8 protein-coding genes are annotated in these 13,808 nt (G+C 74.7%); 5 read left to right on the forward strand and 3 right to left on the reverse strand.

Annotated elements, in window-relative coordinates; all coding sequences use genetic code 11:
* Nucleotides 1-195 precede the first annotated feature (195 nt).
* Nucleotides 196-3,207: a bifunctional [glutamine synthetase] adenylyltransferase/[glutamine synthetase]-adenylyl-L-tyrosine phosphorylase gene (locus HNR12_RS06170; protein WP_179766596.1), complete on the forward strand. Its 3,012-nt coding sequence runs from the start codon at nucleotides 196-198 to the stop codon at nucleotides 3,205-3,207.
* A gap of 116 nt (nucleotides 3,208-3,323) precedes the next feature.
* On the opposite strand, the gene HNR12_RS06175 is transcribed toward HNR12_RS06170, so the two are convergent.
* The gene (locus HNR12_RS06175) at nucleotides 3,324-3,659 is read right to left on the reverse strand and encodes a hypothetical protein (RefSeq protein ID WP_179766597.1); all 336 of its coding nucleotides are present in this window, start codon (nucleotides 3,657-3,659) and stop codon (nucleotides 3,324-3,326) included.
* A 766-nt stretch (nucleotides 3,660-4,425) separates the two neighbouring features.
* Between HNR12_RS06175 and HNR12_RS06180 the strand changes: the two genes are divergently transcribed.
* On the forward strand, nucleotides 4,426-4,710 hold the full coding sequence (locus HNR12_RS06180; protein WP_179766598.1) for a hypothetical protein: 285 nt from the start codon (nucleotides 4,426-4,428) through the stop codon (nucleotides 4,708-4,710).
* Nucleotides 4,711-4,887: 177 nt separating this feature from the next.
* Nucleotides 4,888-7,893, forward strand: a complete 3,006-nt coding sequence (locus HNR12_RS06185) for a helix-turn-helix transcriptional regulator (RefSeq protein WP_179766599.1) — start codon at nucleotides 4,888-4,890, stop codon at nucleotides 7,891-7,893.
* A 99-nt stretch (nucleotides 7,894-7,992) separates the two neighbouring features.
* On the opposite strand, the gene HNR12_RS06190 is transcribed toward HNR12_RS06185, so the two are convergent.
* Entirely contained in the window at nucleotides 7,993-9,753 is a 1,761-nt protein-coding gene (locus tag HNR12_RS06190) for an NAD+ synthase (RefSeq protein ID WP_179766600.1), read from the reverse strand.
* Nucleotides 9,754-9,996: 243 nt separating this feature from the next.
* Here HNR12_RS06190 and glnA point away from each other — a divergent pair, with 243 nt between their 5' ends.
* Entirely contained in the window at nucleotides 9,997-11,358 is a 1,362-nt protein-coding gene (gene glnA / locus HNR12_RS06195) for a type I glutamate--ammonia ligase (RefSeq protein WP_179766601.1), read from the forward strand.
* Between the two features lie 92 nt (nucleotides 11,359-11,450).
* Here the strand turns inward: glnA and HNR12_RS06200 are convergent, their stop codons facing one another.
* Nucleotides 11,451-12,173 carry a response regulator gene (locus HNR12_RS06200; protein WP_179766602.1) on the reverse strand — a complete coding sequence of 241 codons (723 nt, stop codon included), beginning with the start codon at nucleotides 12,171-12,173 and terminating at the stop codon, nucleotides 11,451-11,453.
* 628 nt (nucleotides 12,174-12,801) lie between these two features.
* Here HNR12_RS06200 and panB point away from each other — a divergent pair.
* Nucleotides 12,802-13,644 carry a 3-methyl-2-oxobutanoate hydroxymethyltransferase gene (gene panB, locus HNR12_RS06205; protein WP_179766603.1) on the forward strand — a complete coding sequence of 281 codons (843 nt, stop codon included), beginning with the start codon at nucleotides 12,802-12,804 and terminating at the stop codon, nucleotides 13,642-13,644.
* The last annotated feature ends 164 nt before the right edge of the window (nucleotides 13,645-13,808 follow it).

The following is a 13,808-nucleotide window of genomic DNA, read 5'->3' on the forward strand; positions in this document are numbered from 1 at the left end:
CCGGACCGCGCCGCGCTGACGTTGGAGGACGGCCGCCGCGACACGTGCGCGCGGCCCCGCCGATGCCGTGCGGGCCGCCGGGCTCCACCGCGGCGGTGCCGCATAGGTGAACCGGCGGTACCGGCATTTCGCCCTATCCGGGCCTCCGCGCGGGCGGTTACGGTGATCGGCGTGAGGACTCGGGAGACATCCACCATGACGGCAGGGGGACTCGCGCGGCGCGGATTCGGCGACGCCTCGCGGGCGGTGCGGCTGATGGGCGAGTGCGGTCTGGACGCCGCGCGCCACGCCGCGGTCGTCGACGCGCTGGGCGCCGCACCCGACCCCGACCAGGCCCTGCTGGGTCTGGTCCGGCTGCTGGAGACCGGGTCCGAGGCGGCCGAGCTGCTGGAGGCGCTCACCGCCGACCCCGACCTGCGCGCCCGCCTGGCGGGCGTGCTGGGCGCCAGCGTCGCCCTCACCGACCACCTGGTGCGCCACCCCGGCGACTGGCGGGAGCTGCGCGGTGCCGACGCCGCGCGCACCCCCACCGCCGAGGAGCTGCGCGCCGGGCTGCTGCACATCGTCGGCGCCGACCCGCACGCCGCCGCCCCCGTGGCCGCGCCGGAGTGCGACGACCCCGAGGGGCCCGAGCACGCCCTGCGGGTGGCCTACCACCGGCGGGTGCTGCGCCTGGCCGGGCGCGACCTCACCGGCGCCGCCGACCTGGAGACCGTCGGGGCCGAGCTGGCCGACCTCGCCGCGGCCGTGCTGGAGGCCGCGCTGGCGATCGCGCGCTCCCGCGCGCCCGCCGAGGCCGCGCTGTGCCGCCTGGCGGTCATCGGCATGGGCAAGTGCGGCGGCCGGGAGCTCAACTACGTCAGCGACGTCGACGTGGTGTTCGTCGCCGAGCCCGCCGAGGGCGTCGAGGACGACCAGGCGGCGCAGCGGGCGGCGGCCAGGCTGGCGGCGGAGATGATGCGCATCCCCGCCGAGACCGACAGCGAGGGCACGCTGTGGCAGGTCGACGCCGCGCTGCGCCCCGAGGGCCGCAACGGCCCGCTGGTGCGCCCGCTGTCGGGCCACGTCGCCTACTACCAGCGCTGGGCCAAGACCTGGGAGTTCCAGGCGCTGCTCAAGGCCCGGCCCGTGGCCGGCGACCCCGAGCTGGGCGCCGCCTACCTGGCCGAGATCGAGCCGCTGGTGTGGAAGGCGGCCAGCCGGCCCAACTTCGTCGACGACGTGCAGGCGATGCGCCGGCGCGTGGTCGCCCACATCCCCGCCGCGGAGGCCGAGCGCGAGATCAAGCTGGGCCGCGGCGGGCTGCGCGACATCGAGTTCTCCGTGCAGCTGCTCCAGCTCGTCCACGGGCGCAGCGATCCCGCGCTGCGCTCGGGCAACACCCTGGAGGCGCTGGCGGCGCTCTCGGGCGGCGGCTACGTCGGCCGCGAGGACGCCGGCGGGCTGGCCGACGCCTACCGGTTCCTGCGGCGGGTGGAGCACCTGCTCCAGCTCAGCCGGCTGCGCCGCACCCACCTGCTGCCCGACCCCGCCGGCGCCGACGGGCCCGACCAGCTGCGCCGCCTGGGCCGGGCGCTGGGGTTCACCGCCAACCCGGTGACCGACCTGATGGCGGCGTGGCGGCGGGTGGCCGGCGAGGTCCGCCGGCTGCACGAGAAGCTGTTCTACCGGCCGCTGCTGCACGCGGTGGCGCGGCTGCCCGACAGCGAGGCCCGGCTGACCCTGGAGCAGGCGGGCGAGCGGCTCAGCGCGCTGGGGTTCGCCGACTCCGCCGGCGCCCTGCGCCACCTGGAGGCGCTGACCTCGGGGCTGTCGCGGCGGGCCGCCATCCAGCGGACGCTGCTGCCGGTGATGCTGGAGTGGTTCGCCGACGCCCCCGACCCCGACGCCGGCCTGCTGGGGTTCCGCCAGGTCAGCGAGGCGCTGGGCGGCACGCCGTGGTACCTGCGGCTGCTGCGCGACGACGTGCGGGTGGCCGAGCGCATGGCGTGGCTGCTGGGTACCAGCCGCTACGTCACCGAGCTGCTGCTGCGCGCGCCGGAGTCGGTGGCGGTGCTGGCCGACGACGCCGACCTCGCCGCGCGCCCGGTGGCGGCGCTGATGGCCGAGGCCGACGCCGCGCTTCGCCGGCACGACTCCGCCGAGAACGCGGTGGCGGCGGTGCGGGCGCTGCGCCGCCGCGAACTGCTGCGCACGGCGGTCGCCGACCTGCTGGACGTCGCGCCGGTGGACGCGGTGGGCGAGGCGCTGACCGACATCTCGGCGGTGACCATCGAGGCGGCGCTGCGCGCGGCATCGGACGTGGTGGCGGCCCAGCGCGGCGAGGAGCTGTGCACGCGGCTGTGCGTGGTGGCGATGGGCCGGTTCGGCGGCCGGGAGCTGTCCTACGCCAGCGACGCCGACGTGCTGTTCGTGCACGAGCCGCTGCCGGGCGCCGACCCGGTGGCCGCCACCGAGACCGCCGGCGCGCTGGTGCGCGAGCTGCGGCGGCTGCTGGAGATGCCGGCGGTGGACCCGCCGCTGCGGCTGGACGCCGACCTGCGGCCCGAGGGCAAGAGCGGGGCCATGGTGCGCACCCTGGACTCCTACGCGGCCTACTACCGGCGCTGGTCCTCGCCGTGGGAGAGCCAGGCGCTGCTGCGGGCCTTCCCGATCGCCGGGGACCCCGGGGTGGGGGCGCGCTTCACCGCGCTGGTCGACCCGCTGCGCTACCCCGAGGGCGGTGTGGACGAGCGCGCGGTGCGCGAGATCCGCACGCTGAAGGCGCGGATGGAGGCCGAGCGGCTGCCGCGCGGCGCCGACCCCGCCCTGCACACCAAGCTGGGCCGGGGCGGACTGTCGGACGTGGAGTGGGTGGCCCAGCTGCTCCAGCTGCGCCACGCGGCGCGGGTGCCCGCGCTGCGCACCACGGGCACGCTGAAGGCGCTGGACGCGGCGGTGGACCACGGGCTGCTCGACCCCGACGACGGGGCGGTGCTGGAGACGGCGTGGCGGCTGGCGGCCCGGGTGCGGGGCGCCGTCATGCTGGTGCGCGGCCGCCCCTCGGACTCGGTGCCGACCTCGCTGCGCGACCAGACGACGCTGGCCGGGGCGCTGGGCTACCGCGAGGAGGACGACGAGGGCCCGGCCGGGCAGCTCCTCCAGGACTACCGCCAGGCCACCCGCCGCGCCCGCGCGGTGATGGAGCGGGTGTTCTACGACGACTGAGTCGGCGGAGGGTGCCGGAGTATTGGGCCCGCCGGCCGCGGTGCGGCGGGCGGGCCGGTCGGGGGACGAAGGGGTGGGCCGGGGGCGCCGGCCGGGGCGCGCCGGGGTGGAGGGGGTCAGACGAAGACGGCCACGGCGACGTTGACGACCGCCAGCGCCCCCGCGGCGATGGCCAGCCGGGTGCTGGGCCTGCGGACGTTCAGCACGGCGACGACCACGACCGCCACGGCCACCACGAGCTTGACGGCGATCTTGACGTGGTTGACCGCGTCGTCGCCCATCTCGGCCACGCCCACCAGCAGCAGGCCGGTCACCAACTGCAGCAGCGAGCTGTGCAGGATCGCCTTGGGCGAGGCCTTGTGCCCCGTGATGAGCTGCATCAGGAAGCCGGCGATGATTCCGGCCATCCCGAGCAGGTGCAGGAAGACGAGCACCGAGTTGATGATTTCCATGGCCCCCGAGCCTACTACAGGCTGTAGTAATCCATTTCCCGGGTGACGCGGAGGCGGTCCGGGCGTATTCCGGTGAGCCGGGTCCCCACGGGTCGTCTCGCTACGTAGTGGGCCAGGAGTTGGAGAAGTGATGGGTGAGCCGCTCTGCGGATACGCCGAAGCCCCGCTGATCCCCCGTGCGCGCCCACGCCGGCCGGGCTGAGAGCCGCCGTCGCCAAGCTCGCCCCCTCCCGGCTCTGAAGGAGATCGGCAGGATCATCCGCAAGGTCGAAGCGGAGCTGCGTGGTTGACCGGGTGGACATGGGTCTACGACCCGGCTGACATCGCCCGCGGACTTCCCCCGGCGCTCTTGCCGAGGTCGAGCGCATAGCGGCCGAACTCGCGTTCCCGGGCGCGGACGCCGACCATGTCGGCGCCCCGGAGCACCGCAGCGGCGGCCTGCGGGAGTCCCCCCTGATCGGCGGGCGGAGACATGTCTACTTCACCCTCGCCCATCACCGCGATGAGACCGTGATCGCCAACATCGTCTTCCTGGACTGACCCCCTTGGTCTCCCACGACCGACGGCATGGTCCTTCGTGGCCGCAAGCCGGCGCACCGCCTTATCCGCGGACCGCCCCGTCGGAGGCGGTCTTAGCCCCGCGTCCGAAGCCTCGGGGCCTTGGATAAGGCGTTCGCCCGATGCCGGCGGCCCGGTCTTACGGCGAGTCTGGGACCACTGAGGCCGCGGCGGTCCACGACCGCGGCCGGACGTGGAGGGACACACCATGTACGGCATCCACCCGGACTTCCAGCGGGCCGTGGTCGAGGACCGGGCGGCGCGCCTCCAGCGCGAGGCGCACCTGAGCGCGCTGGTCCGCACCACCCGGGCCGCCGCCAAGGCGGCGCGGGCCCTGCGGCGCGGCGAGGACGGGCCCGAGGGCGGCCAGGCCCGCCGGCGCCCGGCCACCCCGCCCGCGGCGCCCGAGGCGGTGCCCGCCCGGCCCGCCGCCGCCCGCGAGGCCGGCACCGTCCCCGCCGGCGGCGCGGCCAAGGTCCCCGCCGGGTGCTGAGCCGCGGCCCGCGCCCGGCCGGGGCCGTCCGGTCCCGGCCGCCCGCACCGGCCGCCGCTCCCGACCCGGTCCACCTCACCACCTGCGCCCGGCCCCGTGCGGCGAGGCGGCCGAGCGCCGGTGCGCTCCGCAGAATGAAATAGCAAAAAGTCCGCACCGGACTGCATACTGGACAGCATGATCCCCACTCCCGTCGGCTCGCGGTCCGTGTTCGTGGGACGCCGGCAGGAACTCCGCCTCCTCCTCGACCACGCGCACGCCGCGCGCTCGGGCCCGGCGGCGACCCTGCTGTTCGGCGGAGAGGCCGGAGTGGGCAAATCCCGGCTGCTGGCGGAGTTCGCCGACCACCTGCCCGACGGCCGGGTCCTCACCGGCGGGTGCCTGGAGCTGGGCGTGGACGGCCTGCCCTTCGCCCCCTTCGTCACCGTGCTGCGGCAGGTGCTGCGCGACCACGGCCGCGGCGTCTTCGACGCCCTGGCCCCCGGCGGCAGCCAGGAACTCGCCCGCCTGCTGCCCGAGCTGGGCACCCCGCCCGACGACCGGCGCGAGGCCCGGGGGCTGCTGTTCGAGCAGGTGCTGCGGCTGCTGACCGCCGTGGCCGGCGCCGAGGGCGTCACCGTCATCATCGAGGACCTGCACTGGGCCGACTCCGCCACGCGCGACCTGCTCGTGTTCCTGCTGCGCAACCTCGACACCGCCCCCGTGCAGATCGTGGCCACCTACCGCAGCGACGACCTCCACCGCGGCCACCCGCTGCGCCGGCTGCTGCTGGAGCTGGAACGCCTGCCCACCGTCCTGCGCCACGAACTGGCCCCCCTCACGTGCCAGGAGACCGCGCAGGTGGCCGCCGCCGTGCGGGGCAGCGAACTGTCGCCCGACGAGGCCGCCGCCCTCTTCGAGCGCACCGGCGGCAACCCGCTGTTCGTGGAGTCCCTGGCCGCCCAGGGCCAGTTCGTCGGCGGCGACATCCCCGACCGCCCGCGCGAGCTGCTGCTGGCCTCGCTGGAGGGCCTCGACGACACCGCCCGCCACGTGCTGCGCGTGGCGTCCGTGGGCGCCGTCAGCGCCGCCCAGATCGAGCACGACCTGCTCGCCCACGTGGCCGAGGTCCCCGAGGACACCCTGAACACCGCGCTGCGCGCCCTCATCGACGCCAACGTGCTGCGGGTCGACGGCACCGGCTACACCTTCCGGCACGCCCTGCTGCGCGAGGCCGTCCACGACGAACTCCTGCCCGGCCAGCACACCCGGCTCCACCTGCACTTCGCCGAGGCCCTGGACGCGCTGCCCGGCGTGGTGCCCTTCCACCGGCTCGCGGCCGAGCAGGCCCACCACTACTTCTACGGCCACGACCTGCCGCGCGCGCTCAGCGCCGCCTGGTGGGCGGCCGTGCGCGCCGCCGACACCCTCGCCTTCGCCGAGGAGCTCCAGATGCTGGAGCGCGTCCTGGAGTACTGGGACCGCGTGCCCGACGCGGTGGAGCGGGTGCAGGGCAACTCCCACGTGCGCGTGGTGGCCCGCGCCGCCGCGGCGGCCCTGGAGAGCGGCGACTTCTTCCGCGCGCGGGCGCTGTGCGACTCCGGCCTGGCCGAGATCCCCGCCGACGCCGCCGACGAGGCCAGCCTGACCGACCGCGCGGTGCTGCTGCGCCGCCGCGGCCAGGCGCGCACCCAGATCCGCGACGGCGACGGCATCGGCGACCTGATCACCGCCATGGCCACCCACCCGCCGCACGTGCCCGGCTACGGCTTCGTGCTGTCGCTGCTGGCCCGCGAGGCCATGCTGCACCAGCAGGACCTCACCCTCAGCCGCGAAGGCGCCGAGCGGCTGCGCGCCATGGGCCACGAGACCCTGTCGGCCACCGCGCTGGCGACCGAGGCCATCCGCTGCTCCAACGAGGGCGACGACCGCTGCGCCGAGGCCGACGCGCTCATCACGCTGGGCACCAGCCTGCTCAACGAGGGCGACTTCGGCGAGGGGCGGACCGTCCTGGAGCGGGGGCTGGCCCTCGCCCGCGAGCTGGGCGACCCCTCCCTGGAGACCCGCGGCATGGCCAACCTCGCCCACTACCTGCGCGAGCACGGCGACCACGAGGAGGCCCTGGCCCTGCTGGACACCGCCATGGCCCGGCTGCGCGACATCGGCCTGATGAGCGCCAGCGGCCCGTTCGTGGCCCTCAACATCGCCGAGGCGCGGCTGGACATGGGCGACCTCGCCGGCTGCCGGGAGCAGGTGCGCCGCAGCCTTTCGTGGTCGCCCTCCCCCGCGCACCGGGTCTACCTGGCAACGGCCGACGTGCGGGCGGCGGTGGCCCAGGGAGACATCGAGGGCGCCCGGCGCAGCGCGGCGCTCATCGACCCCCGCACCTGCACCTCGGGCAGCACCCGGATCCACACCGTGCAGCTCAGCGTGGCCGCGATGCTCGACCTGCGCCTGGGCGAGCAGGACCTCGCCGGGGCCCTGGAGCTGTCCCGCGAGGTGCTGGAGCGCGTGGTGCTGACCAAGTCGCCCGGCTACGGCTGGGTGGTGCTCGACCGCATCGCCGAGGGCGTGCGCCGCGCGGCGCTCGCGGGCGCCCAGGCCTCCGCCGGGGCCGCCGGGATCGCGGCGATGGTGGCGTCGGCGGCGGCCGAACTGCGGCGCGTGGGCCCGGTGCAGGAGGCGTTCGCCGCCACGGTCGCCGCGCGGCTGACCGCCGCCGAGGGCTCCGCCTCGGGCGAGGACACCGAGGCCGCGTGGGAGTCGGCGGTGCGCGGCTGGGAGCGGCTGCTCATGCCGCTGCACCGCGCCGAGGCGATGGCGCTGGGCGCCGAGGCCGCGCTGGCCGCCGACCGGGGCGCGGCCGTGGGCGACCGCCTGCGCGAGGCCGCCAAGGTCGCCGCCGAATGCGGCGCGGCGCCGCTTGCGGCCCGGGCGCGGGAGCTGGCGCGGCGCGCGGGCGTGGCGCTGGAGGCCGACGCCGACGGCGAGCCGGTGCCGGCGGGCCCGCCCGCCGGGCTCACCCCGCGCGAGGCCGAGGTGCTGCGGCTGCTGGGCCGGGGCTACACCAACGCCCAGATCGCCGAGGAGCTGTTCATCTCGGCCAAGACCGCCAGCGTGCACGTGTCGCACATCCTGGCCAAGCTGGAGCTGCCCAACCGGGCGGCGGCCGGCGCCCGCGCCGCGGCCATGGGCCTGGTCTAGACACCGTGCCGGGCGCGGACGGGCGCACAGCGCCAACCGGGACCGACGGCTGAAGGCGGGGCGCGCCGCGCGCCCCGCCCTCGGCTCGTGCCCGGCTCGCTAGCCCTGCGGGGTCCAGCGGTTGGTGATGGGCAGCCGGCGGTCGCGGCTGAGGTTGCGGGAGCTGATCTTGGGGCCGGGCGGGTACTGGCGGCGCTTGTACTCGGCGCGGTCGACCATGCGGATCACCCGCTGCACCAGCTCGGGCTCGTACCCGGCGATGGTGAGCTCGCGCAGGCCCTTGTCGGTGCCGATGTAGGCGTCCAGGAGGGCGTCCAGCACCGTGTAGTCGGGCAGGGAGTCGGTGTCGAGCTGGCCGGGCCGCAGCTCGGCGCTGGGCGGCTTGCTGATGGAGTTCTCGGGGATCGGCGGTACCTCCCCGGCCCGCTCGGCCTCGGCGTTGCGCCAGCGCGCCAGCTCCCACACCAGGGTCTTCCAGCAGTCCTTGATGGGGGCGTAGCCGCCGACCGAGTCGCCGTAGAGGGTGGAGTAGCCCGCCGCCAGCTCGCTCTTGTTGCCGGTGGCCAGCACCAGGTGGCCCTCCTGGTTGGACAGGCCCATCAGCAGGGTGCCGCGCACCCGCGCCTGGAGGTTCTCGGCGGCCAGGCCGTCCAGGTGCACCGCCGCCTCGAACGCCGCCACCACGGGGGCGATCTCGACGGTGCGCGCGCGGATGCCCTGGCGCTTGGCCAGTTCCTCGGCGTCGGCGACGGAGTGGTCGCTGGAGTACTTGCTGGGCAGCAGCAGGCCGTAGACCCGGTCGCCGCCCAGGGCGTCCACGGCGATGGTGGCGGTGAGCGCGGAGTCGATCCCGCCCGACAGCGCGATGATGGCCGAGGCGAACCCGTTCTTGACGGCGTAGTCGCGCACGCCCACCACGAGCGCGCGGTAGACCTCGCCGACGTCGGAGGCGGGGTCGGGGCGCGGGGTGAGGACCGGCGGCTGCGGCGCGTAGGCCGGGACGGGGTCGGTCGACAGGGTGTGGCGGACCACGGTGACGCCGTCGACCGGGCCCTCGGGGCCCTCGACCGCGCCGGCCTCGGGCAGGGCGAGGTCGGTGACGAACAGGTTCTCCTCGAACTTGGGCGCGCGGGCCACCAGTTCGCCCTCGGCGTCCACGATGAGGGAGTCGCCGTCGAAGATCAGCTCGTCCTGGCCGCCGCACATGTTGACGTAGCCCACGGTGGCGCCGATCTCGCGGGCGCGGCGCTGGCACAGCTCCAGCCGGACGTTGTCCTTGTCGCGCTCATACGGCGAGGCGTTGATGGTGATCAGCGCGCCGACGCGGGCCGCGCGGGCGGCCGCCACGGGGCCGCCGCCCTGCCACAGGTCCTCGCACACCGCGAAGGCGAGGTCGACGCCGTGCAGCCGCACCACCGGCAGGGTCTCGCCGGGCACGAAGTTGCGGAACTCGTCGAAGACGCCGTAGTTGGGCAGGTGGTGCTTTGCCGAGGTGACCTCGACGCGGCCGCGGTACAGCAGCGCGAACGCGTTCTGCGGGGAGCCCGCCGGCTGGCCGAACCGCTCCCCCACGCCGGTGCGGCGGCTGAGGAAGCCCACCGCCACCGGCAGCTCGCCCAGGCCCTCCTCGGCCAGGGCGGCGGCCAGCGCGTGGGTGGCCTTGATGGAGGCGGAGACGAAGGAGTTGCGCAGCGCGAGGTCCTCGACCGGGTAGCCGGTGACGACGAGTTCGGGGAACACCGCCAGGTGCGCGCCCGCCTCGGCCGCGCGCCGGGCGTGGTCGAGGACGATCCGGCCGTTGCCGTCGAGGTCGCCGACGGTCGGGTTCACTTGCGCCATCGCGATTCTGAGCTGGGCCACGTGCCGAGCCTAGTCGGCGCGGGTGCGCGGGCCGTGCGCGCCCCGGGTGTTGGGCGGCGGTGGGCGGCTGTGAGAATGCGTACACTGGCGGCGCGGCCGGTCGCCGCACGCTGCGTTAATGCGCCGGAAACCTGCGGCGGGCACACTGGGAGCCGCGGCCGTCCAGGACACTCGACCCCGGGGAGGGGCGCGGTGCCGGCGCCCGCTCCAGGCGCCGCACGCACGACACGAGGAAGGTGAACCGTGAACCGACAGCAGGAGTTCGTGCTCCGCACTCTGGAGGAGCGCGACATCCGGTTCGTCCGACTGTGGTTCACCGATGTACTCGGGTACCTCAAGTCGGTGGCCGTGGCCCCCGCCGAACTGGAGGCCGCGTTCGCCGAGGGCATCGGGTTCGACGGCTCGGCGATCGAGGGGTTCGCCCGGGTCTACGAGGCCGACATGCTGGCCCAGCCCGACCCCGCCACCTTCCAGGTGCTGCCGTGGCGCAACGAGCCGCACGGCACCGCCCGGATGTACTGCGACATCCTGATGCCCGACGGCAGCCCCAGCTACGCCGACCCCCGCCACGTGCTCAAGCGCCAGCTCGGCAAGGCGTCCGACCTCGGGTTCACCTTCTACACCCACCCCGAGATCGAGTTCTACCTGCTGAAGAAGAAGCCCGAGCACGGCGAACTGCCCGAGCCCAACGACTCCGGCGGGTACTTCGACCACACTCCGCACAACAGCGCCCACGACTTCCGCCGCAACGCGATCAACATGCTGGAGGCCATGGGCATCTCGGTGGAGTTCAGCCACCACGAGGGCGGCCCCGGCCAGCAGGAGATCGACCTGCGCTACGCCGACGCGCTCACCACCGCCGACAACATCATGACGTTCCGCCTGGTCATGAAGGAGGTGGCGCTGGAGCAGGGCGTCTACGCCACCTTCATGCCCAAGCCGTTCACCGAGTACCCCGGCTCGGGCATGCACACCCACATGTCGCTGTTCGAGGGCGAGCGCAACGCGTTCTACGAGCCCGGCGCCGAGTACCAGATGTCCAAGGTGGGCCGGCAGTTCATCGCCGGGCTGCTGCGCCACGCCGCCGAGATCACGGCGGTCTGCAACCAGTGGGTGAACTCCTACAAGCGGCTGTGGGACAACGCCGCGGCCTCGGCCGGCGCCGGCGGCGAGGCCCCCGCCTACGTCTGCTGGGGGCACAACAACCGCTCGGCCCTGGTCCGGGTGCCGATGTACAAGCCCACCAAGAGCAACTCCAGCCGGATCGAGTTCCGCTCGGTCGACACCGCCTGCAACCCCTACCTCGCCTACGCGGTGATCCTGGCCGCCGGGCTGAAGGGGATCGAGGAGGGCTACGAGCTGCCGCCGGGCGCCGAGGACGACGTGTGGGCGCTCACCGACGCCGAGCGCCGCGCGCTGGGCATCGCGCCGCTGCCGCAGAGCCTGGACGAGGCCATCCGCGCCATGGAGGGCAGCGAACTGGTCGCCGAGACCCTCGGCGAGCACGTGTTCGACTTCTTCCTGCGCAACAAGAAGGGCGAGTGGGAGTCCTACCGCCGCCAGGTGACCCCCTACGAGCTGCAGCGCTACCTGCCCACGCTCTGAAGACCCGGGGCTGCCGCCCGCCGGCCGGTCCCCTCGCGGGGGACCGGCCGCGCGCGTCCGCGGGCCCGCCGCGGGTCGGTCAGGCGCCGTCGTCAGGCGTCGTCGAGGAACTTCTCGCGCACGGCGTAGACCGCCGCCTCGGTGCGCGAGTGCAGCTGGAGCTTCTCCAGGATGTTGCGGACGTGGTTCTTCACCGTGTGCTCGGAGATGAACAGCTCGTCGGCGATCTCCTTGTTGTTCAGGCAGCGCGCCACGCGCACCAGGACCTCGGTCTCGCGCTCGGTGAGGTGGGGCACGGGGGCGCGGCGGCTGCGCGCGCCGTCCTTCTTGGCCAGCGCGGTGAACTCGCTGATGAGCTTGGTGGCCATGGAGGGCGTGATGAACGACTGGCCGCTGGCGATGGCGCGCACCGCGCCGGGCAGCTCGTCGACGGAGATCTCCTTGAGCAGGTAGCCGGTGGCACCCGCCTTGAGCGCCTCGAAGAGGTCGTCCTCCTCGTCGCTCATGGTGAGCATGACGATCTTGGCGCTGGGGACGGTGTCCTTGATGGCGGTGCAGGCCTCGATGCCGCTGCGGCCGGGCATCCAGACGTCCATCAGCACGACGTCGGGCACGAGGTCGGCGGCGGTGCGCACGGCGTGGTCGGCGTCGCCGGACTCCCCGACGACGTCGATGTCGGGCTCCTCCTCGAGCACCGAGACCAGGCCGCGCCGGAAGAACGCGTGGTCGTCGACGACGAGGACCTTGATGGGCGGGGCCTGGGTGCCGCTGCGGGCGGGTGACGCTGCTTCCGGGGCGGGGGGCTGCCCTCTCACAACGGAATTCCTTCCTGGCGCGAGGTGGCTTGGTATCGGATTTATCGGGTTCGGCGCTAGGGGAACCCGCAGAGTGCACCGCCGCACGACCGAGAGGCGGGATGCGCGCTTCGGGAGGCCGTTGCTCCGGACAGTTTATTCCATTGATGCGCGCGTCGACAGTGGCGCGGCGCGGCGGCCGGCAGGGCGCGCGCGCCCCCTCCAGGCCCTGCAGTTCGGGCTCTGCCGACAATATATCCAGCCCCGGGCGCACATCAGTCCAATTCGCCGGATTTCACCGCTGTTTTCCGCGGGTTCCGGCAATTCTTTCCCACCGCGCATACCCGTCTCCGGCGCGCGGCCATTGCGCTTTCTTACGTTGATCTCCGCGGGGGTGACGGAAAAGTGCGCCGCGGGTTCCGGTTCCGCGCCGCGCGGCCGGGCGCGCGGCGCTCACCCGCGCGGTGCGCAACCCGCGCTCCCCGGCCGCACGGGATGATCCGGGGCCGCCGGGGGGTTGGCAGGCAGAGGAAGTCCGTGAATCCTGCTATGCGATGATGAGTCCACCCGCGGCGGCGCGCCGCGGGGACCGACCGACACCGTCCGGAGACGCCGTCCGCGCGCTTCGAGACAACGGAGGAAGGCAGCCATGAGCAGTACCCCATCCGCCCCCGCCCTCTACGGGGGAACGGCCAACCGAAGGGTCACCGTCCGCGACATCCTCTCCGCCAAGGAGCGCGGCGAGCGCTGGCCCATGCTGACCGCCTACGACGCCCTCACCGCGCGCGTCTTCGACGAGGCAGGCATCCCCGTCCTGCTGGTCGGCGACTCCGCGGCGATGGTGGTCTACGGCTACGACTCCACCCTGCCCGTCACCGTCGAGGACCTGCTCCCGCTGACCGCCGCCGTCGCGCGCGCCACCCGCCGCGCCATGGTGGTGGCCGACCTGCCGTTCGGCTCCTACCAGGGCTCGCCCGAGCAGGCGCTGGCGGCGGCCGCCCGGTTCATGAAGGAGGGCCACGCCCAGGCCGTCAAGCTCGAGGGCGGGCACCGGGTGGCCGCCCACGTCGAGGCCCTGGTCGCGGCGGGCGTCCCGGTCATGGGCCACGTCGGCCTCACCCCGCAGTCGGTCAACACCCTGGGCGGCTACCGGGTGCAGGGCCGGGGCGAGGAGGCCGGCGCGGCACTGCTGGCCGACGCCAAGGAGCTGGAGCGGGCGGGCGCCTTCGCCGTCGTGCTGGAGTGCGTGCCGGCCGACCTTGCCGCGCACGTCACCGCGCAGCTCAGCATCCCCACCATCGGGATCGGCGCCGGGCCGGGCACCGACGCCCAGGTGCTGGTCTGGCAGGACATGGCCGGGCTCAGCCCGCGGACCGCCAAGTTCGTCAAGACCTACGCCGACCTCAACGACACCCTGACCGGTGCGGCCAAGTCCTTCGCCGACGAGGTCGTCAACGGCGCCTTCCCCGACGCCGCGCACTCCTACTCCTGACCCTCCCCGCGCGGGGCGCTCCCTGACCTCCCGGGCGCTCCGCTTGAGGCTCCCCGGCCCTCGCGCGGCGCGACGGGCGCGGCGCGCCCAGCGACCGGCTGACGCCGACCCGCCCCCGCGGCCAGCGGCGTCCGCCCCGGTCGCGGCGCCGGGGGCGCGCCCGC

The sequence above is a fragment of the Streptomonospora nanhaiensis genome, from assembly GCF_013410565.1.
Classification (GTDB): Bacteria; Actinomycetota; Actinomycetes; order Streptosporangiales; family Streptosporangiaceae; genus Streptomonospora; species Streptomonospora nanhaiensis.